Origin of the sequence: Methylorubrum subtropicum (genome assembly GCF_038442325.1) — a bacterium.
Lineage (GTDB): Bacteria > Pseudomonadota > Alphaproteobacteria > Rhizobiales > Beijerinckiaceae > Methylobacterium > Methylobacterium subtropicum.
This window is the reverse complement of record NZ_JBBXMW010000011.1, coordinates 70,311-93,833: the sequence shown is the minus strand read 5'-3', so window position 1 is coordinate 93,833 and position 23,523 is coordinate 70,311. Positions and strand designations below refer to the sequence as shown.

Annotated in this window: 19 protein-coding genes; 6 read left to right on the top strand and 13 right to left on the bottom strand. The window is 68.6% G+C overall.

The annotated features are described in order from the left end of the window. Positions 1–2: 2 nt before the first annotated feature. Both flgC and flgB read right to left on the bottom strand, forming a co-directional pair. Positions 3–413 carry a flagellar basal body rod protein FlgC gene (gene flgC / locus AAHG03_RS16315; RefSeq protein ID WP_342151743.1) on the bottom strand — a complete coding sequence of 137 codons (411 nt, stop codon included), beginning with the start codon at positions 411–413 and terminating at the stop codon, positions 3–5. 72 nt (positions 414–485) lie between these two features. Further along, complete coding sequence (gene flgB, locus AAHG03_RS16310) at positions 486–908, bottom strand: flagellar basal body rod protein FlgB (protein ID WP_342151742.1); 423 nt, start codon at positions 906–908, stop codon at positions 486–488. A 272-nt stretch (positions 909–1,180) separates the two neighbouring features. On the opposite strand from flgB, the gene AAHG03_RS16305 reads away from it, so the two are divergent. The 3 genes from AAHG03_RS16305 (at position 1,181) to AAHG03_RS16295 (ending at position 4,436) form a co-directional block, all read left to right on the top strand. After that, entirely contained in the window at positions 1,181–2,473 is a 1,293-nt protein-coding gene (locus AAHG03_RS16305) for a hypothetical protein (protein WP_342151741.1), read from the top strand. Between the two features lie 319 nt (positions 2,474–2,792). Next, positions 2,793–3,872, top strand: a complete 1,080-nt coding sequence (gene recA, locus AAHG03_RS16300; protein WP_412759760.1) for a recombinase RecA — start codon at positions 2,793–2,795, stop codon at positions 3,870–3,872. A gap of 366 nt (positions 3,873–4,238) precedes the next feature. Next, on the top strand, positions 4,239–4,436 hold the full coding sequence (locus AAHG03_RS16295; RefSeq protein WP_342151739.1) for a hypothetical protein: 198 nt from the start codon (positions 4,239–4,241) through the stop codon (positions 4,434–4,436). 184 nt (positions 4,437–4,620) lie between these two features. Here the strand turns inward: AAHG03_RS16295 and AAHG03_RS16290 are convergent, their stop codons facing one another. Together AAHG03_RS16290 and AAHG03_RS16285 are read right to left on the bottom strand one after the other, a co-directional pair. Next, a complete protein-coding gene (locus AAHG03_RS16290) occupies positions 4,621–5,325 on the bottom strand; it encodes a peptidoglycan-binding domain-containing protein (protein ID WP_342151738.1) in 705 nt (234 codons plus the stop codon). Positions 5,326–5,355: 30 nt separating this feature from the next. Continuing rightward, positions 5,356–7,236 carry an ATP-binding protein gene (locus AAHG03_RS16285; RefSeq protein WP_342151737.1) on the bottom strand — a complete coding sequence of 627 codons (1,881 nt, stop codon included), beginning with the start codon at positions 7,234–7,236 and terminating at the stop codon, positions 5,356–5,358. A gap of 348 nt (positions 7,237–7,584) precedes the next feature. Between AAHG03_RS16285 and AAHG03_RS16280 the strand changes: the two genes are divergently transcribed. Further along, a complete protein-coding gene (locus AAHG03_RS16280; protein WP_342151736.1) occupies positions 7,585–7,878 on the top strand; it encodes a hypothetical protein in 294 nt (97 codons plus the stop codon). 176 nt (positions 7,879–8,054) lie between these two features. Here the strand turns inward: AAHG03_RS16280 and dgcA are convergent, their stop codons facing one another. From dgcA to AAHG03_RS16260, 4 genes are all read right to left on the bottom strand, one after another. Further along, on the bottom strand, positions 8,055–9,038 hold the full coding sequence (gene dgcA, locus AAHG03_RS16275) for an N-acetyl-D-Glu racemase DgcA (RefSeq protein ID WP_342151735.1): 984 nt from the start codon (positions 9,036–9,038) through the stop codon (positions 8,055–8,057). A gap of 17 nt (positions 9,039–9,055) precedes the next feature. Further along, positions 9,056–10,066: an N-acetyltransferase DgcN gene (dgcN, locus tag AAHG03_RS16270; protein ID WP_342151734.1), complete on the bottom strand. Its 1,011-nt coding sequence runs from the start codon at positions 10,064–10,066 to the stop codon at positions 9,056–9,058. A gap of 285 nt (positions 10,067–10,351) precedes the next feature. Then, entirely contained in the window at positions 10,352–11,446 is a 1,095-nt protein-coding gene (locus AAHG03_RS16265) for an NAD(P)/FAD-dependent oxidoreductase (RefSeq protein ID WP_342151733.1), read from the bottom strand. A gap of 323 nt (positions 11,447–11,769) precedes the next feature. After that, positions 11,770–12,504 (bottom strand): hypothetical protein, encoded by a 735-nt coding sequence (locus tag AAHG03_RS16260; RefSeq protein ID WP_342151732.1) that lies wholly within the window; start codon positions 12,502–12,504, stop codon positions 11,770–11,772. A 257-nt stretch (positions 12,505–12,761) separates the two neighbouring features. Here AAHG03_RS16260 and AAHG03_RS16255 point away from each other — a divergent pair, with 257 nt between their 5' ends. Then, complete coding sequence (locus tag AAHG03_RS16255) at positions 12,762–13,922, top strand: YihY/virulence factor BrkB family protein (RefSeq protein ID WP_342151731.1); 1,161 nt, start codon at positions 12,762–12,764, stop codon at positions 13,920–13,922. Positions 13,923–14,104: 182 nt separating this feature from the next. Here the strand turns inward: AAHG03_RS16255 and AAHG03_RS16250 are convergent, their stop codons facing one another. Together AAHG03_RS16250 and AAHG03_RS16245 are read right to left on the bottom strand one after the other, a co-directional pair. Beyond that, positions 14,105–14,596, bottom strand: a complete 492-nt coding sequence (locus AAHG03_RS16250) for a cupin domain-containing protein (RefSeq protein ID WP_342151730.1) — start codon at positions 14,594–14,596, stop codon at positions 14,105–14,107. Between the two features lie 141 nt (positions 14,597–14,737). Continuing rightward, complete coding sequence (locus AAHG03_RS16245; RefSeq protein ID WP_342151729.1) at positions 14,738–15,166, bottom strand: hypothetical protein; 429 nt, start codon at positions 15,164–15,166, stop codon at positions 14,738–14,740. A gap of 451 nt (positions 15,167–15,617) precedes the next feature. Here AAHG03_RS16245 and polA point away from each other — a divergent pair, with 451 nt between their 5' ends. After that, on the top strand, positions 15,618–18,746 hold the full coding sequence (gene polA / locus AAHG03_RS16240) for a DNA polymerase I (RefSeq protein WP_342151848.1): 3,129 nt from the start codon (positions 15,618–15,620) through the stop codon (positions 18,744–18,746). A 31-nt stretch (positions 18,747–18,777) separates the two neighbouring features. Here the strand turns inward: polA and AAHG03_RS16235 are convergent, their stop codons facing one another. From AAHG03_RS16235 to AAHG03_RS16225, 3 genes are all read right to left on the bottom strand, one after another. Then, a complete protein-coding gene (locus AAHG03_RS16235) occupies positions 18,778–20,136 on the bottom strand; it encodes an ATP-binding protein (protein ID WP_342151728.1) in 1,359 nt (452 codons plus the stop codon). Between the two features lie 273 nt (positions 20,137–20,409). Continuing rightward, positions 20,410–21,426 (bottom strand): D-cysteine desulfhydrase family protein, encoded by a 1,017-nt coding sequence (locus AAHG03_RS16230; protein WP_342151727.1) that lies wholly within the window; start codon positions 21,424–21,426, stop codon positions 20,410–20,412. Positions 21,427–21,443: 17 nt separating this feature from the next. Further along, a complete protein-coding gene (locus AAHG03_RS16225) occupies positions 21,444–23,291 on the bottom strand; it encodes an ABC transporter transmembrane domain-containing protein (protein WP_342151726.1) in 1,848 nt (615 codons plus the stop codon). Positions 23,292–23,523 lie beyond the last annotated feature (232 nt).

Sequence of the window (23,523 nt, the reverse complement as noted above, 5' to 3'; positions counted from 1 at the left end):
GGTCAGGCCTTCAGGATCTCGAGGGTCTTGGAGATCATCCGCCGGGTCGCGGTGACCATGTTGAGGTTGGCCTCGTAGGAGCGCTGGGCCTCGCGCATGTCCATGTTCTCGATCAGCCCGTTGACGTTGGGCAGCCGCACCTCGCCGCGGGCATCCGCCGCCGGGTTGCCGGGATCGTACTTGGTGCGGAAGGGCGACGGATCGCGCCGCACGCGGCCGGCCTCGATCACGTTGGCGTTCAGCTCGCGGTCGAGGCGGCTGGAGAAGGTCGGGATCTTGCGGCGATAGGGCTCGCCGCCCGCGGTGTTGGCGGTGGAGTCGGCGTTGGCGATGTTCTCGGCGATGATGCGCATCCGCCCGGACTGCGCCTTGAGGCCGGAGGCGGCGATGCCGAGGCTCTTCAGGAAGTCCATTTCAGCCTCCTCCAGCATCGTCCCGAAAGGTGGTTGCCGGCTTTCGGAAAAAGACGATGCGAAAACAAAGAATTACCGCTTGCCGACGGCGATCTTCAGGGCGTCGAGGCTCTTCTGGTAGAGCGAGGCGACGAGCTGATAGTCCGACTGGTTGTCGCCGGCCTTCATCATCTCCTCCTCCAGGTTCACGCCGTTGCCCGAGGGGCGCACCTCGAAGCCCTTGAACCGGCGGGGGTCGGCGTTCGGTCCGTCCTGGGTGGAGAGTCCGAAATGAGCCGGCTCGGTGCGGGCGAGCCCGTCGCCGCCGACCGAGGCGCCGAGGGGCGCAGCGAGCGCGGCGCCCACGCCATTGCCGGCGGGCTCGGCCAAATCGCGTGGTCGAAAACCCGGAAGGTCGGCGTTGGCGACGTTCTCGGCGAGCAGCGCTTGGCGGGCCTGATGCCAGTGCATCCGGGTGCGCAGCATGCCGAGGATGGGCAGGTCGGTGAGGGACATGAGGAGACCTTCCCGAGGGCTCCGGCCGACCGCGGTGTGGGGACGCGAGGACCGGACCCGGCAGAAAATGCCGCTGCGATGGTTAAGAACGCGTTAACCCGGCAAATCCTGCCCGGCGGTCGCCCGCGAATGTGCCGAAACGGGGCAGGCGGCGTCCCACAGTCCTGTTAACGAACGATTCGGATTTGTTGCGGGCCTGTCGCGCCGCAGCGATAATCGCGCGGTCTCACGAGCGGGCCCGGATTGGGCCCCGACTGCGAAAGACACGGGTCTTGCAAGCGTTCTTCAGTTCCGACGGTTCGTTCGTCGTGCAGTTCCTGGTGATCTTCCTCGTCATCCTGGTTCTGCTGATCGGGGCGGTGCTGCTGTTCCGGCGCTTCTCCGGGCGCGGCCTGTCGCTGACCGCGGGCGCGAACGGGCGCGGGCGCCAGCCGCGGCTCGGCATCGTCGACATCTACGAGCTGGATCGGCAGCGCCAGCTCATCCTGCTGCGGCGGGACAACGTCGAGCACCTGCTCCTCGTCGGCGGCCCGAACGACGTGGTGATCGAGCGCAACATCCAGCGCGGCGCGGGCGCGCGCTACGCCCCCGAGCCCGACCAGACCGCCGACCCGGCCCTGGACGCCGCGCGGGCCGACAAATTCCTCGACAGCCCGGCCCCGCCCGCCTTCGCGATGCCGGAGGTCGTGCCGCCCGCGCTGCCCGGTGCCGAGCCGCCGCATCCCGAGCGCACGCCGCCGCTCGATCCCGGCCTGTTCGAGCCGGAGGTGGTGTCGCCCACGCCCGCCGCGCCGGCCCGCTCCCGGCCCGCCTCGCCGGTCAGCCGCCTGATCCGGCGCAGCGCGCCGCCGCTCGCCGACACGCCGCCCGAGCCCGTGCCGCCGCCCGCCCCTGCCCCCGCCCCGCCGCCTGCCTCCGAGCCGGTGCCGGAGACGCCGCCGGTCATCGCCGGGCGCGGGCCGCGGCCGGTCGATCCGGCGGTGCTGTCGGACATGGCGCGCCAGCTTCAGGTCGCGCTCAAGCGCCCCTCCTCCGCGGTGACGCCGCCGCCGGGCGGGCCCGAATCCCCGCCCCTGCCGCCCGCCCCGGACCTGCGCCCCGACCCGCTCGCCGCCGCGATGGCCGCCGCCCAGGCCGATCCGCCGCCGGCCCCGAAGCCGCCCGCGCCCGCCAAGCCCACTCCGGCCAAGTCGGCGCCTGCCAAGCCGGCCCCCGCGCCGAAGCCGGCCGCGGAGGCGAAGCCCGCCGCCGAGCCGAAGGTCGAGGCCGGCGCCAAAGCCATCCCGGCCATGACCGCGCCGGCCGATCCCGCCCCCGTGGCCGTCCCGCCGCCGGCCCCACCCCAACCCGCACCCGCGCCGAAGCCGGCCCCGGCCAAACCCGCCGAGGCCGCGCCCAAGCCTGCGCCGGAAGCGAAGCCCGCGCCGGCCCCGCCCAAGCCCGAGCCGGCGAAGCCGGACGCCCCTGCCGCCGAGACCACGGCGCAGAATCCGTTCTCGGTCGAGGAGATCGAGGCCGAGTTCGCCCGCCTGCTCGGGCGCCCGCTCGACAACAACAAGGGGTGAGTCGCGGGTCCCCTCCCCCTTGCGGGGAGGGGTTGGGGGTGGGGGTGGTTCAGGATGGATCGCCGAGTTTCATCCGGCACCACCCCCACCTCCTACCTCCTCCCCGCAAGGGGGAGGAGAAGTGCCGTGGTGACCGACACGATGATTCGGAGAGGGACGCGGCAAGGCCTCTCCCTCAACAGGATCACCCCCAAAACCCCACCCGACCCTTGCGCAATGAGAACAAAACAAGTACGAAATGCATCGGCCCGGGCGCATTGAGCCTCGCGCCCCTCCCATGCATAAGGAGCCTTACGCGATGGCACAGCCTGCGCTGAAGATGGTGGAATCCACGACGATGGCTGCTGCGGACAAGGATAAGGCGAAGGCGATCGATGCGGCGCTGTCGCAGATCGAGCGGGCCTTCGGCAAAGGCTCGATCATGCGCCTCGGCAAGTCCGACAAGGTGCAGGAGGTCGAGACCGTCTCCACCGGCTCGCTCGGGCTCGACATCGCGCTCGGCGTCGGCGGCCTGCCGCGGGGCCGCGTCATCGAGATCTACGGGCCGGAATCGTCGGGCAAGACGACGCTGGCGCTCCACACCATCGCCGAGGCGCAGAAGAAGGGCGGCGTCTGCGCCTTCGTCGATGCCGAGCACGCCCTCGACCCGGTCTATGCGCGCAAGCTCGGCGTCAACCTCGACGACCTGCTGATCTCGCAGCCCGATACCGGCGAGCAGGCCCTGGAGATCACCGACACGCTGGTGCGCTCGGGCGCCATCGACGTGCTCGTGGTCGATTCGGTCGCCGCGCTCACCCCGCGGGCCGAGATCGAGGGCGAGATGGGCGAGAGCCAGCCCGGCCTCCAGGCCCGCCTGATGAGCCAGGCCCTGCGCAAGCTCACCGGCTCGATCTCGCGCTCGAACTGCATGGTCATCTTCATCAACCAGATCCGGATGAAGATCGGCGTGATGTACGGCAGCCCCGAGACGACGACGGGCGGCAACGCGCTGAAGTTCTACGCCTCGGTGCGCCTCGACATCCGCCGCGTCTCGACCCTGAAGGACCGCGACGAGGCCATCGGCAATCAGGTCCGCGTCAAGGTCGTCAAGAACAAGGTCGCGCCGCCGTTCAAGCAGGTCGAGTTCGACATCATGTTCGGCGAGGGCGTGTCCAAGGTCGGCGAGCTGGTCGATCTCGGCGTGAAGGCCGGCATCGTCGACAAATCGGGCGCGTGGTTCTCCTACGACAGCCAGCGCCTCGGCCAGGGCCGCGAGAACGCCAAGGGTTTTCTGCGCGACAACCCCGATATCGCCAACAAGATCGAGGCGTCGATCCGGCAGAACTCGGGGCTGGTCGCCGACCGCATCCTCGAGAACGCCAAGCCGACGGCGGACGACCTCGACGAGGGCGAGGCCTGACGGCCCACTCACGGCGCAAGCACGATCCGCGGGGCGGGAGGTTCATCCTCCCGCCCTTTTTCGTGTTCGCCGCGGGCTTTCCGGTATCGTCCCTGCGGCAAGTCCGCGGCTTGCGCCAGCGCACATCACCGCAAGACCGATCGGACTGGCATAATGAATACAAGGATTAAAGGAAGAAACGTCTTCCTATAGATGAGCCTGAGGACGAGACCTTCTCGACCGAGGTACTTTCCCGGATTAAACATCTCCCGTACGTCGTCCGTCCTAATAGCTGCGGACGTTGCAGCGCCTCCAGAAATGACTTGGTCCGCCGCCAGAGGCGGGCCTATTTCTGCGCGATCAGAGATGAATCAGACGATATCGACGTTGAACCAGAGGCAGATGCGCGCCTTGCAATGGCTGGCGGGTCAGGAGGAGCACCGATGGATCCCGGTCCACGACAGCGGCCCCTGCCGCACCACCCTCAACGCCCTCGTCCGCCGCGGCCTCGCGGTGCGCTCCTCCGCCAATGCCGACTACTACCGGATCACCATGCACGGGCGGGCCGTGAGCCCGATGGTGTGAGCGGGTTTCGCAACCGGGGTTCGGAATCGAGGCCCCTCCCATCCTCACCCTCATCCTGAGGTGCCGGAGCGCAGCGGAGGCCTCGAAGGAGGGCTCCAGGCATCGCGAGGCAACTGGAGCCCTCCTTCGAGGCTGCACTTCGCTCCGCACCTCAGGATGAGGGGGGATGGGTCGGAGGAAGACCCTACCCCTGCGCCGCGCCGGCCTTGGCGGTGGTGAGTTCGCGCAGGGTCCGGCCCGCGGCCTCGCCCTTGACCGGGAGCTTGCGGTCGCGCTCGAACCGCTCGATGGCGGCCTTCGTGCCGGGGCCCATCAGGCCGTCGTCCTTGAGCGGGCCGTAGCCGAGCTTTACCAGGGCGCGCTGGGCGCGGGCCACCGCCGGATCGGGCTTGAGCGGATCGACCTTCGAAGCATCGACCTTCGCGGAGGGCTTCGGCGTCACCGAGGCGGTGGTCTCGCCGGAGCGGATCATGTCGGCGATGGCGTCGCGGGGAGGCGCTTCGGCGCGCACCTCCCGCGCCGGCGCGGGGCGGACGGGCGCCGGCTTCGCCTCGGCCACCTTCGCGTCCGGGGCCTTGGGCGCGGCAGCCTTCGCAGTGTCCTTGGCCTCGACGGTCGGTAGGATCGGCGCCGGATGGCGGCCGTCCTGAAAGCCGACCGCGTTGAGGCAGACATAGATCGCCGCCCCACAGGCCGCCAGCGAGCCGAGCGCACCGCCCGGATGGCGCAGGCACCACGTCCCCGCGGCGCGGGCGAAGGCCTTTGCGGAATCCGGGACGCCGTGCGCCGCCGGTGCCGGCTTCGCACGGCGCGGGGCCGCCCGGCCGCCGCGCATGTCGCCCGGCACCACGATGTCGCGCCGATCCCGTCCGGCGGGTGTCTCCCGCATCACAAAACTCCGTTTCGTCGGGTTTGAGGGTTAGCCGGCCCGCCGCATCGGCGAGCGGGCGGCGGGCGCCGGGTCGAACAGGCCGACCGGCAGGCGGATCGGCTCCGGCGCGATCTCGGGGGCGGCGCCCCGCACGGAGGTGCGGATCGGCGCCGGCTGGTCGGAGCCGCGGGCGCGGCTGCAATCGAGCGGCAGGGTGACGGCGACCAGCGTGCCCTGGCCCGGCGCGCTCTCGACCGAGACCGAGCCGCCGTGGAGCCCGGCGAGGCCGCGCACCACCGAGAGGCCGAGGCCGGTGCCCTCGTGGCTGCGGCCGTAGCCGCCGCCGACCTGGAAGAAGGGGTCGCCGAGCCGCGGCAGGTCGGCCTCACCGATGCCGATGCCGTCGTCGGCCACGACGAAGTCGAGATAGCCGCCGCCGCGGCGGACCATCACCTCGACCCGCCCGCCGCGGGGCGTGAACTTCACCGCGTTGGAGATCAGGTTGATCAGCATCTGGCGGCAGGCGCGGGCGTCGGCGATGAGCGCGCTGCCGGCCGGGACCGGGGCGAAGCTCAGCGCGATCCCGGAGGCGTCGGCCTTCAGCCGCATCAGGTCGCAGCAGCCGCGGATCAGCGCCTCGACGTCGATGGGCTCGGGCTGGAAGTCGAAATGGCCGCTGCGGATGCGCGAGATGTCGAGCAGCGTGTTGACCACGTCGAGCAGGTGGCGGCCCGAATTGCCGATGATGCCGGCATATTCCTGCGCCCGCTCAGGGGAAAGCGTCATGGCGCCCTCCCCCGCCAGCACGTCGGAGAAGCCGATGATGGCGTTCAAGGGCGTGCGCAGCTCGTGGCTGACGGTGGCGAGGAAGTGGGTCTTCACCTCGTCGGCGCGCTCGGCCTCGGTGCGGGCGCGGTCGAGTTCGGCGGCCCGGCGGCGGTGCTCGGACACGTCGCGGGTGACGGCGACGACCGTGCCGCCGTTGGCGCCGGCCAGCGCCGCCTCGATCCGGTGGGCGCGCATCTCGGCATGGATGGTGCGCTCGCCATCGGTACGCGGCGCGTCGAGATGCAGGCGGAACGGCACGGTGGCGGGGGTGCCGCTGGCGGCGACGTCGCTGATCGCCTGAAGCAGGGCCGGCCGGTCGCCGATATGGACCCGGTCGAGCAGGCCGTGGCCGCGCAAGCGGCCCGGATCGGCGCCGACGAAGCGGGCCGAGGAGCCGCTCGCCTCCAGCACCCGGCCGTTGGCGTCGTGCCACGTCACGAGGTCGTCGATGGCCGAGAGCAGCAGGCGGTCGCGGGCCTCGTTGTCCTGCATCCGGGCGCGCCACTCGCCCTCGCGGCGGATGTGCTCGATCGCCTGCGCGGTGATGTGGCCGATGGCCGTGATGGCGAAGACCGGCAGCGCCACCGCGTTCGGCCAGTCGAGGGCCGGGCCGCCGAGGGGAACGTGGCCGGAGATCGCCACCGCGATGGCGCCGAGCACGGCGATGACCGCAGCGGCCAGGGTGGCGCGGCGCGAGCCGGACACCATCGCCTCCAAGGGCACGGCCACGAGCCAGATCGCGGCCGCCGAACTCGGCCCGCCGGTGAGCGCGGCGAGGCACACGAGCAGCCCGGTGAGCCCGGCCGAGGACAGGGCGTGGGCGACCCAGAGCGAGCCGGTGCGCGACAGCACGACGGCGGCGAGAACCGGCAGGAACAGGCTGGCGATCGCCACCGCCTCGACGCCGCTCGGGACGCCGCGCCAGACGAGGTAGGGCGGCAGCGCCGCCATCATCACGGCGCCGGTGGCGAGCCGGGAGACGAGGAAGCGCTCGTGGCGGAAACGGATGCCGGGCTCCGACAGGGCCGAGGCATGGACGAGCCCGGCGAGCCGGGCGTCGAAGAGAGAAGCAAGGGTACCGTCGTTACGCAACACCACCACGCACAGCGCCGGATGTCGGACCGAATTCGGCCCTCGTCCCGCGCCCCTCGACTGCTCGTTTCGAACCCCCGAACCGTCGCAGAGGCGGTTTAAGCGAGGATGAAAAGGGTCGGTCGCTTGCCGTCCATCGGGGCGCCCGGAGCCCCCCGGAGGACCCGATTCGAGGGGGTTGTCCGGTGCTGTCCACAGGGCCGGCGAGGGGCATCGTGAAGGGGAACGGGCGCGGAAAAAGCCTTCGTTCACCACGTCCGCGCATCGCCGCGTTTTCAAAGCCCCGCGCGGTCGGATCGCTCACCCGGCGGTGGCAGTCTTAAGCGCGTTCCCGAAGCGGCGCACCGAGCCCGACCCATGACCTTCCTCCTGCGCGCCGCCCTGGTGATCGGCGTCCTCTCCTACCTCGCCGCCGCACGCCAGGGCGCGGGCCCCGGCCCCGTCGATACCGCGGCCCTGCGCTCGACGGTGGAGATGACGACCGGCAGCCTCGCGGGGCTCGCCGCCTCGCTGCCGCCGGAGACGCGGACGGAGGCGCTGCGGCTCGGCGGCGAGGCGGTGGCGCGGCGGCTCAACGGCCAACCGGCCTCCGCCGACACGCTCTCGGCCAGCGACCGGGCTCCGGCTTGGCGGGGCGCGGGCGGGCATTGAGCCGCCGCACGCTCCGCTGATCCCACCCAATCCCCTCATCCTGAGGTGCCGCGAAAGCGGCCTCGAAGGAGGGCTCCAGCGGAGCGCGCGGCTGGCTGGAGCCCTCCTTCGAGGCTCCGCCTTCGGCGAAGCACCTCAGGATGAGGGGGTTGGGTTGGATAAGGGCAATCCCGCCCTCACCCCCACAACTCCGCCAGCGGCGGATGCACGGTGCTGCCCTCGTAGAGCAGGGCCGGGTCGCGGTCCTGGGCCAGCAGCAGCGGCCCGTCGAGATCGACGTAAGCGGCGTGGTGGGCGATCAGCATCGCGGGCGCCATGGCGAGCGAGGTGCCGACCATGCAGCCGACCATGATCTCGAAGCCGCGGGCGCGGGCCTCGTGCGCCAACCGGATCGCCTCGGTGAGGCCGCCGGCCTTGTCGAGCTTGATGTTGATGGCGTCGTAGCGCTTGGCGAGCGCGTCGAGCCCGGCCCGGTCGTGCAGGCTCTCGTCGGCGCAGATCGGTATCTTTCGGGAGATGTCGGCGAGCAGGCCGTCATCGTCGGCGGGAAGCGGCTGCTCGATCAGCGCCACGCCCGCCGCCGCGCAGGCCGCGAGGTTGGCTTGAATCGTCTCCGCCCGCCACGCCTCGTTGGCATCGACGATGAGGCGCGAATCCGGCGCGCCGCGGCGGACGGCGGCGATGCGCTCGGGGTCGCCCTCGCCGCCGAGCTTCACCTTCAAGAGCGGCCGATGCGCGGCATTGCGGGCAGCCTCCTCCATCGCCTCCGGCTCGCCGAGGCTGAGCGTGTAGGCGGTGGTGACGGGGCCGGGCTCGGACAGGCCGGCGAGCGCCCAGGCCGGGCGGCCCTGGCGCTTGGCCTCGAAATCCCACAGGGCGCAGTCGATGGCGTTGCGCGCCGCCCCCGGCCCCAGCCGCTCGAACAGGTCCGAGCGGGTGCCGCCCCCCGCCAGCCACTCGGCCTGTTCTTGAATCGCGGCGGCGACGCTCTCGACGCTCTCGCCGTAGCGGGCATAGGGCACGCACTCGCCCCGGCCGCGGACATCGCCGTCCTCGATCGTGGCGGTGACGACGACGGCCTCGGTGCGGCTGCCGCGGGCGATGGTGAAGGCGCCCGCGATGGAAAAGCGCTCGACGGCGACGGAGAGGCGGCGCGGCATTTTTTCAGGGACCTCTCTCAGGCCGGGAATTCGGCGGCGAGCCGGTCAAGGATGCCGTCCACGCCGAAGCGCACCGGGTCGGTGGCGGGCAGGGAATGGGCGGCCTCCGCTTCCTTCAGCAGCGTGCGGGCCTGCGGCTCGGGCAGGCCTTGCGTGTTCACCGCGATGCCGACCGGGCGGATGTCGGGGTTGGTGAGGCGACCGCACTGGACCGTCAGGTCGATCACCGCCTGAATCGTCGGCAGCTTCGCCTCGACGCCGCGCATATGGGTGCGGGTCGGCTCGTGGCAGACCACGAAGGCGTCGGCCTGCGCCCCGTGCAGCAGGCCGAGGCTGACCCCGGCGAAGGAGGGGTGGAACAGCGAGCCCTGGCCCTCGATCAGATCCCAGTGGTTCGGATCGGCGGCGGGCGAGACCCACTCGACGGCGCCGGAGATGAAATCGGCCACCACCGCGTCGATGGCCACGCCCCGACCGGAGATGAACACGCCGGTCTGCCCGGTGGCGCGGAAATCCGCGTCCATTCCGCGCTCGCGCATGCCCTTTTCCAGCGCCAAGGCGGTGTACTTCTTGCCCACCGAACAATCGGTGCCGACCGTCAGCAGGCGACGGCCGGGGCGCTTGGTGCCCTTGCCGGTCGGAAACGTTTCGGTGGTATGGCGGACGTCGTGCAGGGCGCGGCCGTGGCGTTTCGCGGCCTCGGCGATCTGCGAGATCGAGCCGAGGCGCGCGTGCAGGCCGCTCGCCACGTCGAGCCCGGCATTCAGCGCGGCGACGATCTCGGCGACCCAGTGGTCCGGCAGGACGCCGCCCGCGTTGACGACGCCGACCACCATGGTCTTGCAGCCCTTGGCGACCGCCGCTTCTAGCGTCAGGTCCGGGATGCCGAGATCGGCGGCGCAGCCCTCCATGCGGAGTTGCCCGACGCACCATTCGGGTCGCCAGTCGTTGATGCCGTAGGCGGTCTTGGCCGCGAGCGTGTCCGGCACGTCGCCGAGGAACATCAGGTAGGGCGTGGCGATCTGCATCGATTCGGTCCCGTCCGGCGCGTCGAACCGCCCCGTCTATGCGCGTTCCGTGCCCAATGCGCGAGCCGCGCGTCGGCTCCCCACACGGAAGAACTCCATCCAGAACGCACCGTCATTCCGGGGCGCGCAGCGAACCCGGAATCCACCCGTGATGCGCGAAGCCCGGCTGAAGCCGAACCGTCGCGGCCAGTCGTGGATTCCGGGTTCCGCTGCGCGGCCCCGGAATGACGGCGAGAGCGCTTTTCGGAATGATGCACCATGGCTCACTCCCCGTGTTCGATCGCCCTACAGCCAGACCCGCTCCACGACCGCCTCCGCGAGCGACAGCGACGCCGTCAGCCCCGGGCTCTCGATGCCGAAGAGTTGAACGAGGCCGGGCAGGCCGTGCTCCGCCGGGCCGTCGATGCGGAAGTCGGCCGCCGGTTCGCCGGGGCCGGTGAGCTTGGGGCGCAGGCCGGCGTAGTCCGGCGTCAGGCGGTCCGCGGTGAGGGCCGGCCAGTAGCGCCGGATCGCCTCGGCAAAGGCCGACGCCCGGTTCGGATCGACCGAAAAATCTTCCGCCTCGATCCACTCGACATCGGGGCCGAAGCGCATGCGGCCGGCGAGATCGAGGGTGAGATGGATGCCGAGGCCCCCCTCGACCGGGGCCGGGTAGATCAGCCGGGAGAAGGCCGGGCGACCGGTGCAGCCGAAATAGCTGCCCTTGGCGAGCACCTGACGCGGCACCTGCTCCGGTGAGACGCCCTCGATGGACCGGGCGAGCGCCTGCGCCCCGAGGCCGGCGGCGTTGACGAGGACATCGACGGCGAGCGTGTCGGGTGCTTCGCCGCCGAAGCGGACGAGCCAGCGCCCGTCCCGGCGCTCGGCCGAGAGGATCGGGGTGCGCAGCGCCAGGGCGCCGCCGGCATCCTCGATCCCGCCGAGCAGCGCCAGCATCAGCGCGTGGCTGTCGACGATGCCGGTGGCGGGCGAGTGCAGGGCCGCGACGCAGGAGAGCGCCGGCTCCAGCGCGAGGGCCTCGTCGCGCTCCAGAAAGGTCAGGCCTTCGACCTCGTTCGCGACACCGCGCGAAAAGATGCCCTCGATGGCGGCCCGCTCGTCTTCCTGCGCGGCGACGATGAGCTTGCCGCAGAGGCGGTGCGGCACGCCGTGGCTCTCGCAGAACGCGACGAGGCGGCGGCGGCCCTCGACGCAGTGGCGGGCGCGTAGCGACCCCGGCGGATAATACATCCCGCCGTGGATCACCTCGGAGCTGCGGGCGGAAACGCCGGTGCCGAAGGCGTCTCCCGCCTCGGCGACGATGACGGAGGCCCCGCGCCGCGCCAGCGCCCGCCCGACCGCGAGCCCCACCACCCCGGCCCCGACGACGAGCGCCTCCATCGGACGATGCTCTCCCCACGCGCATCCGGGGCCGGAACGGCCGGTGCGTGCCGGGACGATGGGTGGAAATCGGTACGGTTGGCAACGGGGCCAACGAGGCCCGGTGGTTTCAGAGGAGCCTGTTCGACGGCCTCATCCCACCCATCCCCCTCATCATGAGGTGCTGCGAAGCAGCCTCGAAGGAGGGCTCCAGAGGTCTCGCGATCCCTGGAGCCCTCCTTCGAGGCTCCGCCTTCGGCTGCGCACCTCAGGATGAAGGGGTTGGATGGGAAGAGCCGAGCCGAACAGGCTTCAGCAAGTCGATGCCGACCCCGAAAAGAAACCTACTGCGCGACCTTCCACAGGTTGATCACCCGCGTGCCCTCGCCGGCCTCGTTGCGGGCCTGGCGGGTCAGGGTTTCGATGTCTTCCTTCGGCGCGAGGCGGCGGGCCTTGGCCAGCACCTTGCGGGCCTCTTCCGCCGGCATGGCGCCCTGGGGGAGCATCATGGCCAGCAGTTGCTTGCGGGTCTTGGAGTCGAGGGAGCGGGAGCTGCGCACGTCCTCGAAATCGCTCATCCGGTGGCGGGCCGCCTTGGTGCCGCGACCGCGCTCCTCATGGCCCAGAAACACCTTCGGGCCGTTGGGCATCACCACGATGTCGCCGGGGCGCAGGGTCTCGTCGCGCAGCAGCGCGGCGGTGGGGTTGGCCGCGATCGCCTTCTGATCCACCGGCTGCTTGCCGCTGACGCCGGAGACGTCCTCGGCCTTCGGCAGCGCCGCGTAGCGCACCTTCGGCTTGGCGCGCCGCTCGGCGCCGCGGGCGTTGCGGCGCCAGCGGTAGCGCTCGTTCACCTCGCCGCCGCCGTAATAGGTCGGTGCGGCCTGCACGGGCGCAGGCGCCGGCTGATCGGCCTGCCGCGGCGTGCCGCCGAACAGATGCCCGAACAGTCCGGCCTCCTGGGCGTGGACGCCCGCGACCGTCGTGAGAACCAGGGCGGAGGAGGCCAGGACGAGCGCGGCGCGCCGTCCGGAGCGGGGCAGGATCGAGGGCATCGACGGCTCCTGAAGCTGCCTCACGACGCTCCCGCTCCTCGGGAGTCCGTTCCCCGCCGAGGGGGCGGAAAAGTCGTGAGAGACACGCGGCGAGGTTGGTCGCGTTCGACCGATGCGCCTTCAACAAGAGGCCGAGCTGCACGGTTCCGGCGGGCGGTGCCGCGATTGTGATTTTTTTAAGACTTCGTTCGATCCCGCCTCACGCCGATGTGAACCGGCCGCGCCGAGGGCCGGTTGCCCCGTCGCGCCGCACTCCCATCGCGGCCGGAGCCGATCGCCCGATGCCGACGAACGAGCCGACCTTGCCCGCCCCCCAACCCGATTCGCGCCACGCCACCCTGTGGACGCTCGCGGTCTCCGCCGCCCTCATCGGCCTCGTCGCCCTGCCGCGGCGACCGGCCCCGCGACCCGGCACGCCCGCGCCGAGCGGCGACGCGGACAGCGCGCGGCAGGAATCCCCCTCGCACGAGGGCGCGGACGCCCACCGGGTGGCGCAGACGGAACGCCATCGCGGGCGCGCGGCCGACAGCCCCGAAAAAATCCCGGTGGCGGGCTGGTGGGACATCCTCAAGCGGGCCTACTGCGATGTCGGCGAGAACCGGCTGACGCTGGTCTCGGCGGGCGTGACCTTCTTCGTGCTGCTGGCGCTCTTTCCGGCGGTCGCCGCCCTGGTCTCGGTCTACGGCCTGATCGCCGACGTCTCGACCATCAACGAACAGATCGCGTCGCTGCGCGGCATCCTGCCCGCGGGCGGGCTCGACATCGTCGCCGAGCAGGTCAAGCGCGTGACCGAGAAGGGCGACACCACGCTGGGCCTCACGGCGCTCACCGGCATCGCGCTGTCGGTCTGGAGCGCCAACGGCGGCGTGAAGCACGTCTTCGATGCGCTCAACCTCGTCTACAACGAGCGGGAGCGGCGCGGCTTCTTCCGGCTGAACCTCGTCTCGCTCGGCTTCACCGCGGGCGCGCTGCTGTTCGTGGTGCTGGCGCTCGCCGGCATCGTCGCCGTGCCGGTGGCGATCCAGACGCTGGGCCTCAGCACGGAAGGCTGGTGGATCGCGCTGCTGCGCTGGCCGGCGCTCTTTATCGTAGTGCTCGGCATGCTCGCGGTGCTCTACCGCTACGGCCCGAGCCGCGACGCGCCGCGCTGGCGCTGGGTGACGCCGGGGGGCACGCTCGCGGCCTTCCTGTGGCTCGCGGGCTCGCTCTTGTTCTCGTGGTACGTCTCGAATTTCGGCTCTTACGACAAGACCTACGGGTCGCTGGGTGCGGCCATCGGCTTCATGACGTGGATCTGGCTCTCGACCACGATCGTGCTGCTCGGCGCGCAGATCAACGCCGAGACCGAGCACCAGACCGCGAAGGACACGACGGTAGGGGCGCCGAGGCCGCTGGGTGATCGCGACGCGAAGATGGCCGACACGGTGGGGGCGGCGGCCTGAAGTAGGCCCATCCCACCCATCGCCCTCATCCTGAGGTGCCGCGAAGCGGCCTCGAAGGAGGGCTCCAGAAGTCTCCGCGATCCCTGGAGCCCTCCTTCGAGGCTTCGCTACGCTTCGCACCTCAGGATGAGGGGGTTGGGTGGGACGCGCCGGTCGAACAAGCCTTTGAAAAAACGAGAAAACTAATTCTTGGCGCGGCTGGGGTCGTCGGCGGGATTCAGGTAATCGACGCCGAACGGGCCGCTGCCGTTGACCTGCAGCACCACCTCCTCGTCGGTGGTCCAGAGCGAATGCGGCATCGCCTCGGGCAGGTAGACGAAGCCGCCGGCCTTCAGTTGCTCGCCCTTGCTCTTGTCCACGGTCTTGCCGTGCTGGTGGTGGATCGAGCCCGACAGGATCGTCAGCGTCTCGTCCTTGGAGTGGGTGTGCGGCGCGATCACGGTGTTGGCCGGGAACTTCACCCGCAGCACGAACGGGCCTGGCTTAGAGGGATCGCCCGCGAGCGCCGCGATCTGCGTGCCCTTCGGCAGGTTCGGCGGCCCCGGCTGCCACTGCACGGCGCTGCCCTCCGGCAGAGTCACGGCGGCGGGATGTGCGTGCTCGCCCGCCGCGAAAGCCGGGGCGGCGAGCAGCGCGGACAGGGCCGCAGCGGCCAGGGCAATTCGAACGGGCATTCCTCGACCTCGGTGAGCGTCAGGCGGTGTCGCGGCCCAACGCCCGGTCGCCCGCATCGTTGCCGGCACCCGCCGTTCACGAAAAAAGGAGCGGCGGGGCTCCTCGCCCCGCCGCTCCCTGGTTCGACGCTCCGGTCCGGCTTAGTAGGCCGGGCCGCCGCTCACGCGGCCGTACTGCGGCACGGTGCGGTCGACCTGCTCGGCGTTGCCGGCGCGGGCCGAGTAATCGACGTTGCGGCGGGGATTGATCGAGCCGGTGACGATGTCGTCGGTCGCGCGGACCGTGCCGCCGACCACGCCGCCCACGACGTTGCCCGCTGCGCCGACCGTGCCGGTGACGATGTTGCCGGCCGCATTGGTCACGCCGCCGACCACGGAGCCGACGCCGCCGAGGAGGCCGGTGCCCGGACGGGTCGGCTCGATGTGCGCGCCCCACACGTTCAGCGTGCCGTCCCGGTTGTAGCTGGCGCTGTCGTAGGCGTTGCCGTAGACGCCCTGAGCGAGCGACGGGGTGGCGGCCATGCCGAGCGACAGGGCGGCGGCGGCGGTGATCTTGGTCAGGGTCTTCATGATCGGTCCTTTGTCTTGAAGCCTGGAGCGGATCGTCTGATGCAGACTGCGTAATCGCGTTCGCATCATCACCGCTCGTTTGCGATGGACCCGATCTGGTGCCGATGATCCGCGGGACAATGCTCGTTTTGTCGCACCGCATCATCGTTATTTTTCGAACTAGACTTTCCACGATGCAGTTTGGTGCAGCGACAGGATGCGCACCGTAAATTCACATCTGAAGTCAATGGGTTGCTCAGTTTTTGCAGCGCACGCGCGGCAGGTGCGACGGCGCACGGGGCCCCGATCCGGCTAAGGAGTTCGTATCGGCGTTCCGATCCGGGCCGGGCGCGATCGCGTGGGAAGCGGGGACCCACGGCGTTTCCCGGAGGTTCGGCGATGGCGGGAGCCGGCGAAAATGCTCTATGGCTTCGCCCTGTCCGTTCTCGTCCCGCCGATGGTGGCCCGCTCCATGACCGACGCGATCCAGCCTGCCCCGGCCAAGCCCGTCGGCCCCGACGACCGGGTGATCCTGGTCGATGGCTCGTCCTTCATCTTCCGCGCGTATTTCCAGTCGATCAACCAGGACCAGAAGTACAACACCCGGCCGAGCGACGGCCTGCCGACCGGCGCCGTGCGGCTGTTCTGCACCAAGATCGCGCAGTTCCTGCAGGACGGCGCGGCGGGGGTGAAGCCGACCCATCTCGGCATCGTCTTCGACAAGTCCGAGGGCTCGTTCCGCAAGGAGATGTTCCCGGACTACAAGGGCCACCGCCCTGACGCGCCGGACGACCTGAAGCGGCAGATGCCGCTGATGCGCGACGCCGTGCGCGCCTTCGGCCTGCACGCGGTCGAGCTGATCCGCTACGAGGCCGACGACCTGATCGCGACCTACGCGCGGCAGGCCGAGGCGCGGGGCGCCGAGGTCATCATCGTGTCCTCCGACAAGGACCTGATGCAGCTCGTCTCGGACAAGATCCGGTTCTACGACTTCGAGTCGGGGGCCAAGGGCAAGCCCGGCTACCGGCCCGAGCGCAACCTCGACCGCGACGCGATCATCGCCAAGTGGGAGGGGCTGACGCCGGAGCAGATCGGCGACGCGCTGGCGCTGATCGGCGACACCTCGGACAACGTGCCGGGCGTGCCGGGCATCGGCCTCAAGACGGCGGCCGCGCTGATCAAGGAATACGGCAGCCTCGCGCAACTCCTGGAGCGCGCCGCCGAGATCAAGCAGCCCAAGCGCCGCGAGACGCTGCTGGCCAACATCGATCAAGCGAAACTTTCCCGCCGCCTCGTGGCGCTGGAAGAGGCCGTGCCGGTGCCGGTGCCGCTGGACGACCTCGGCGTGCCGGAGCCCGACCCGCAAAAGCTCGTCGGCTTCCTCAAAGCCATGGAATTCAACACGCTGACGCGCCGCATCGCGCAGATGCTCCACGTCGATCCCGAAGCCGTGAAGCCCGATCCGGCGCTGCTGCCGGGCGCGCAGCCCCACGCCTACACCAACGCGGCGGGCGGCTCGGACGCGGTGCCGTTCTTCGGCGATGCCGTGCCGGTCGATCCCGAAACCGAAGCCGCCCCCGAGCGCACCGACGGCGCGGCCCCGCCGGAGGCGGGCGAGGTCGATCCCTTCGCCGATCTCGACCTGCCCGACGCGGCGCCGAAGAAGCGCGGCCCGTCCGAGCCCACGCCCTCGACGCTGGTCGCCGCCCGCGCGGCGGAGGCCGTCAAGCCGTTCGATACGGCCGCCTACGAGACCGTCACCACGGTCGCGCAGCTGGAGGCCTGGATCGCGGATGCGTTCGAGGCCGGCGTCGTCGCGGTCGATACCGAGACCGACGCGCTCGACGCGGCGAAAGCCGGGTTGGTCGGCGTCTCGCTCGCCACCGCGCCGGGGCGGGCCTGCTACATCCCGCTCGCCCACGTGGCGCCCGACCAGAAGGGCGGCGACCTGTTCGGCGACGGCGCCGAGGCCGCCAAGGCCCCGGAGCAGATCCCCCTCGATACCGCCCTCAAGCTGCTCAAGCCGCTGCTGGAGGATGCCGGCACGCTCAAGGTGGGCCAGAACCTCAAATACGATCTCTCGGTGCTGCACCGTTACGGCATCGACGTGACGCCGTTCGACGACACGATGCTGATCTCCTACGTGCTCGATGCCGGCAAGGGCGGGCACGGCATGGACGAGTTGGCCCGCCGCCATCTCGGCCACCAGCCGATCACCTTCGCCGACGTGTGCGGCACCGGCCGCAACAAGATCACCTTCGAGCGGGTGGCTCTCGACAAGGCGACCGCCTACGCGGCCGAGGACGCTGACGTGACGCTACGGCTGTGGCGGATGATGAAGCCGCGCCTCGTCGCCGAGCGGCGCGTGACCGTCTACGAGACGCTGGAGCGCCCGCTGGTGCCGGTGCTCGCCCGGATGGAGCGAGCCGGCATCCGCATCGACCGCAACATGCTGAGCCGCCTCTCGGGCGACTTTTCGCAAATTCTGGCGCGGCTCGAAGAGGAAATCCAAGAGGACGCGGGCGAGAAATTCCAGGTGTCGTCACCGAAGCAAATCGGCGACGTGCTGTTCGGCAAGATGGGCCTGCCCGGCGCCAAAAAAACGCCGTCGGGCCAATGGGCCACCCCCGCGACGCTGCTCGAAGAGCTGGCCCAGGCCGGCCACGAACTCCCGAAGAAGATTTTGAACTGGCGCCAGCTCTCCAAGCTGAAATCGACCTACACCGACTCGCTCCAAGAGCACGCCGACCGGACGACCGACCGGGTCCACACCTCGTTCTCGCTGGCTGCCACCACCACGGGCCGGCTCTCCTCGTCCGATCCGAACCTGCAGAACATCCCGATCCGCACCGAAGAAGGCCGCCGCATCCGCCGCGCCTTCGTGGCGCCGGAGGGCAAGCGGCTGATCTCGGCCGATTATTCCCAGATCGAGCTGCGCCTGCTCGCCCACATCGCCGACATCCCGCAATTGCAGGAGGCGTTCGAGCAGGGGCTGGACATCCACGCGGCGACCGCGTCGGCCATGTTCGGCGTGCCGCTCGACCAGATGACCGGCGACCTGCGGCGGCGCGCCAAGACCATCAATTTCGGCATCATCTACGGCATCTCGGCCTTCGGCCTCGCCGACCGCCTCGGCATCGGCCGCGAGGAGGCCTCCGCGTTCATCAAGCAGTATTTCGAGCGCTTTCCCGGCATCCGCGACTACATCGACACGACGAAGCGTTCGTGCCGCGACAAGGGCTACGTCACGACGCTGTTCGGGCGCGTCTGCCACTATCCGCAGATTCGCTCAAACAACCCGTCCGAGCGGGCGAGCGTCGAGCGCCAAGCCATCAACGCCCCGATCCAGGGCACCGCCGCCGACATCATCCGCCGCGCCATGACGCGGATGGAGGACGCGCTCGTGGCCGAACAACTCGACGTGAAGATGCTGCTGCAAGTGCACGACGAACTGGTGTTCGAGGCCCATGCCGACGAGGTGGAGCGGGCGATCCCCGTAATCGCCCGGGTGATGGAGGAGGCGCCGGCGCCGGCCCTGACCTTAAGTGTGCCGTTGGTGGTGGAGGCGCGGGCGGCGGGGAATTGGGAGGAGGCGCATTGAGCGCGCGGCGTTCTAGCATACTGTGATGATCTTATATTTTTGACTTATTCTCTGGATCTTTATCTCCAACGAATTGCAGAAGAAGTTGCGCAGCGTTTTTATCAGTTTTGAAATAATCCTGCCCAACGAGCGTTCCTACCTCTGAATGTATCATCGCAACTCCTATTGTGTGAGCAAGCAGAGGATCTCTAGCAAAAAATACGTTTGCAGCCTCTCCTGTTACAACTAAAAATTCCGCCTGATCCAAATACGTTATTGCTTCATCGATCATCGTGTAAGTTGCGATTTGAGCCAAGTCTTCGCATACTTCTTCTTTGCTGTATATGCTGGAAGCCCCCTTTTTGAACATCCACAAGCAAATCTGCTGGCTGATTTGGTGCTTCTTAATTATTGAGAACAAAGCTCTATATTTTGTCCTGTATTTTCTAAAATTATATGTTACCATCTCCTGAGAACAATTGATTATATCGCGTGAAGAAACTCTCTTTCTATTAAAACCCGTCTCAGCAATTTCTTGCCCTAATGCGACAATACTTTTTGGCAATCCATCAGCGGCGTATCGAACCCACTTAATCATTTCTTCAAATTCGCTTCCTTTAATAAATCTATCGTCCCGAGGATCTTCCAATCCAAGATCCTTAAGTCCGTCGGCAATAAAATGAAATGCTTTGCTGAACTTTTTATTACTTGATTCCAATTCCTCCCCGCCAATTGACCCAAGCGAAATTTCCCTGGTTCTATGCATTAAGCTGTCATTTAGTGCCATAACTCTGTTATATATGTCGTTTGCTCCGACAAATACCACCTTAGAATTTGATGTATTCGAATTATCAGTGATCTCTTTGGCAAGAGATGTAAGCATTTCCATTAGTTCGTTGGTTGCAAAGTTTGCATCATCAACTACCAGACATACATTTTTATCTATCATAAACTGAGATATATGATGTATTGCTATCTTAGAAACCAAATCTTGTCGATCTGCGGCAGCAGAAAACACACCAAACGATTTCCTGCCGCCAACTTCGATGTAAGGTAGAAGGTTTCTCAATCCAATTTTGTAACTAAGCGGTTCGCCGGACTTAGAAACATTTTTATTTTCTATAATTTGCGATTTAAAAGAATTCCAATCCGTATTGTGGTTTATTCTAGTATAGATAAAAAGCCTCTCTTTGTTTTCTATTCTACCTACCGTTGACTTGGCAAGCGATGTTTTTCCGGAACCAGATGGACCGTAGAGAATGGCATGCATGCCAGGAGAAAGTATAGCTCGCCGAAATCTATCCTCCTCCTCTCTTGCTATCCATCTAGACCTATCATCTATTGCAACCCTAGGCCTAACATCAAATATTGCGCCGACTTTATCCGACCAATTATCTCTAGCTGTAGCCATGATGTCATGCCTCGGAGAAAAGCTGTGAGAGCAATCGCAGATGGAGAGTCAAATGTCTTCCATCCCACTCGACATACAATGGCGTCAATCCTAAATATCACGAGCTCCACTGCAACTGGAATATTTTCAATAAAATGGCCCGCTACAAGGCGAAGCAAAATGCCGAAAATCAGCCATTTAACAGTTTTATAACGCAATCGCAGTTATAAACCAAACCACGATTGCACGCAATTATGCAAATACGCAAATTGCGACAGGACCTAGATAGCTGTCTCAGCCCTCCGCGAACTCCCCCCGATACGCAAACAACCCCGGCACCCCACCGGTCATCACGAACAGCACCGCCGCCCCCGCCGGATAGGCCCCCGCGCGCACGTCGTGCAGCAACCCGGCAAACGCCTTGCCGCTATAGACCGGGTCGAGCAGCAGGCCTTCGGTGCGGGCCATCAGCCGCACGGCCTCGCGCATGCCCTCCGTGGGGATGCCGTAGCCGGGGCCGCGGTGGGCGCCGTCGATGCGGATTGCGTCCTCGGGGAGCGTGAGGCCGGGGTCGATCAGCGCGGCGGTGTCGCGCGCCCGCGCGAGGGTGGCGGCTTCGGCGTCCGCTTGCGGGGCGAGCACGGTGTAGGAGAGGACGCGGCGGGGATCGTGACCCATCGCGAAAAAGCCGGCGGCGAGGCCGGCATGGGTGCCGGCGCTGCCGTTGGGGACGACGATCCGAGCAAAGTCGAGGCTCAGCACGGCGGCCTGCTCGGCGATCTCGGCGGCGCAGGCCGCGTAGCCGAGGCAGCCGAGCGGGCTCGATCCGCCGGAGGGGAAGACGCAGACGCGCCGGCCCTCGGCGCGTAAAACTTCCGCCCGCGCCTCGGCTTCCTTCAGCGAATCGGCCTCTCCCGGCAGCAGGTGGACGCGGGCGCCGAACAGCTCGTGCAGCAGGCGGTTGCCGTTGCCGGTGTAGTCGGCATCCTCCCGCGGGACGCTGCGGGTGAGGAACAGCTCGCAGGCGAGCCCGAGGCGGGCGGCCGCCGCCGCGGTCAGCCGGGCGTGGTTCGATTGCAGGGCGCCGACGGTGATGACCGTGTCGGCCCCCTCGGCCAGCGCTTGGCCCAACAAAAATTCGAGCTTGCGCAGCTTGTTGCCGCCGCCGCCCACGGGGCCGACGTCGTCGCGCTTCACGAACAGGCGCACGCCGTTGAGCTCCGATCCGAGATGGGTCGAGAGCCGGTCGAGCGAGCGGATCGGGGTCGGGCCGTCGGTGAGCGCCGCGCGGGGGAAGCGGGTGAGGTCCAAGATGCCGAATCCCCGCCCTACTCCGCGGCGACCTTCGGGCCGGGATCGCGGGCCCGCGCGCTGTCCTCAAAAGCGTCGGTGAATTGCAGGCTCGCGAGCTGCGCGTAGAGGCGGCCTTGCGCCAGCAGGCTCTCGTGCGTGCCCTCCTCGACGATGCGCCCGCCGTCGAAGACGAGGATGCGGTCCGCCGCGCGGATCGTGGCGAGGCGATGCGCGATGACCAGCGTCGTGCGCCCCTGCATCAGCCGGTCGAGGGCGGTCTGCACCGCGCGCTCGCTCTCGGCGTCGAGCGCCGAGGTCGCCTCGTCGAGGAGTAGGACGGGCGCGTCCTTGAGGATCGCGCGGGCGATGGCGACGCGCTGGCGCTGGCCGCCGGACAGGGTGGTGCCGCGCTCGCCCAGCAGCGTCGCGTAGCCCTGCGGCAGGGCGCGGATGAAGCCGTCGGCATTGGCAAGCCGCGCCGCCTCCTCGACCTGCGCGTCGGTGGCGTCGGGTCGGCCGTAGCGGATGTTTTCGGAGACCGTGCCGGAGAACACCACCGGGTCCTGCGGCACCAGCGACAGGCGGGCGCGGAGCTGGTCGAGATCGGCCTGGGGCAGGCCGACGCCGTCGAGGCGCACCGTGCCCTCGTCGGGGTCGTAGAAGCGCAGCAGCAATTGCAGCACCGTGGTCTTGCCCGCGCCCGAGGGGCCGACGAGGGCCACCCGCTCGCCCGGCGCCACCGCGAAGGACACGCCGTCGAGCGCGGCGTGTTCGGGGCGCGTCGGGTAGCGGAAGCGCACGTTCTCGAGCGCGATGGCGCCGCGGGCCGGGCTCGGCAGCGGGACCGGGTTCGCCGGGGACTGGATCACCGGCTCGGTCGCCAAAATCTCGCCCAGCCGCTCGGCGGCGCCCGCGGCCTGGGCGAGTTCGCCGTAGACCTCCGAGAGCTGCCCGAGCGCGCTCGCGCCGAACACCGCGTAGAGCACGAATTGCGAGAGCTGGCCGGCGGAGGTGTGGCCCGCCAGCACCTCCTTGGCGCCGTACCACATCACCCCGACGACGGAGGCCGAGATCAGGAAGATCGCCACACCGGTCAGCAGGGCGCGCGCCGTGATCGAGGCCCGCGCCGCCCCGTAGGCGTTCTCGGAGGCCGAAGCGAAGCGCTCGGCGGTGGTGCGGCCCATGCCGAAGGCCTGCATCGTACGGATCGCGCCGACCGCTTCGGCGGCGTAGGCCGAGGCGTCGGCGAGCCGATCCTGCGCGGCGCGCGAGCGGCGGCGCACGCCGCGGCCCGAGACGATCAGCGGAAAGACGATGAGGGGAATCGCGGCCAGCACGAGGATCGACAGGCCGGGGCTCGTCCACACCATCATGACGACGGCGCCGACGAATAGGAACAGGTTGCGCAGCAGGATCGAGATCGAGACGCCGAACACCGCCTTGACCTGGGTCGCGTCGGCCGTGAGCCGCGAGACGATCTCGCCGGACTGCGCCTTGTCGAAGAAGGTCGGATCGAGGCTCGTCAGCCGCGCGAACACCGCCGAGCGGAGATCCGCGACGACGCGCTCGCCCAGCGTCACCACCGAGTAGTAGCGGCCTGCGCTCGACACCGCGAGCACGGCGACGACGCCCAGCAGCGCGATGAAGTAGGAGTTGATGAAGACCTGCCCCTCCGGCGAGAAGCCGTGGTCGATCACCCGCCGGATCGCCACCGGCACCACCAGCGTCGCGCCCGACGCGGCGATCAGCGAGATCAGCGCCGCCAGGATGCGGCCGCGATAGCGGGCGGCGAACGGGACCAGGGGCCTCAGCGCGCCGAGCGGCGCCTTCCCCCTGGCCTTCGCGTCCGCAGCTCCGGACATCCCCTCACGCGCGCGGGCCATCGTTCCTCGTCATCGTTTCTTCCCGTGGGATCGTCGCTGCCGCGACGATCCCTTTCCTTGCTTATAGCCTCAGTCGCCGGCGGTCGCGTCCGCGACCTTAGGCTTTCGCTCCGCTCGACGCCTCGGCTGAGCCGAGGCCGCTTCGCGGGGCGCTCTTCGCGCCCGGTGATACGGCATAATTCCTCGGATCGGACGATAGCCGTGTCCCAGGCTCACTTGTCCGCCCCCGGAC

Excerpts from the sequence above, each read along its gene's own strand:
- flgC (WP_342151743.1), bottom strand. The coding sequence starts at position 413 with ATGGACTTCCTGAAGAGCCTCGGCATCGCCGCCTCCGGCCTCAAGGCG.
- flgB (WP_342151742.1), bottom strand. The coding sequence starts at position 908 with ATGTCCCTCACCGACCTGCCCATCCTCGGCATGCTGCGCACCCGGATG.
- recA (WP_412759760.1), top strand. The coding sequence starts at position 2,793 with ATGGTGGAATCCACGACGATGGCTGCTGCGGACAAGGATAAGGCGAAG.
- AAHG03_RS16290 (WP_342151738.1), bottom strand. The coding sequence starts at position 5,325 with ATGCGGGAGACACCCGCCGGACGGGATCGGCGCGACATCGTGGTGCCG.
- AAHG03_RS16280 (WP_342151736.1), top strand. The coding sequence starts at position 7,585 with ATGACCTTCCTCCTGCGCGCCGCCCTGGTGATCGGCGTCCTCTCCTAC.
- dgcA (WP_342151735.1), bottom strand. The coding sequence starts at position 9,038 with ATGCCGCGCCGCCTCTCCGTCGCCGTCGAGCGCTTTTCCATCGCGGGC.
- dgcN (WP_342151734.1), bottom strand. The coding sequence starts at position 10,066 with ATGCAGATCGCCACGCCCTACCTGATGTTCCTCGGCGACGTGCCGGAC.
- AAHG03_RS16265 (WP_342151733.1), bottom strand. The coding sequence starts at position 11,446 with ATGGAGGCGCTCGTCGTCGGGGCCGGGGTGGTGGGGCTCGCGGTCGGG.
- AAHG03_RS16255 (WP_342151731.1), top strand. The coding sequence starts at position 12,762 with ATGCCGACGAACGAGCCGACCTTGCCCGCCCCCCAACCCGATTCGCGC.
- AAHG03_RS16250 (WP_342151730.1), bottom strand. The coding sequence starts at position 14,596 with ATGCCCGTTCGAATTGCCCTGGCCGCTGCGGCCCTGTCCGCGCTGCTC.
- AAHG03_RS16245 (WP_342151729.1), bottom strand. The coding sequence starts at position 15,166 with ATGAAGACCCTGACCAAGATCACCGCCGCCGCCGCCCTGTCGCTCGGC.
- polA (WP_342151848.1), top strand. The coding sequence starts at position 15,618 with ATGACCGACGCGATCCAGCCTGCCCCGGCCAAGCCCGTCGGCCCCGAC.
- AAHG03_RS16235 (WP_342151728.1), bottom strand. The coding sequence starts at position 20,136 with ATGGCTACAGCTAGAGATAATTGGTCGGATAAAGTCGGCGCAATATTT.
- AAHG03_RS16225 (WP_342151726.1), bottom strand. The coding sequence starts at position 23,291 with ATGGCCCGCGCGCGTGAGGGGATGTCCGGAGCTGCGGACGCGAAGGCC.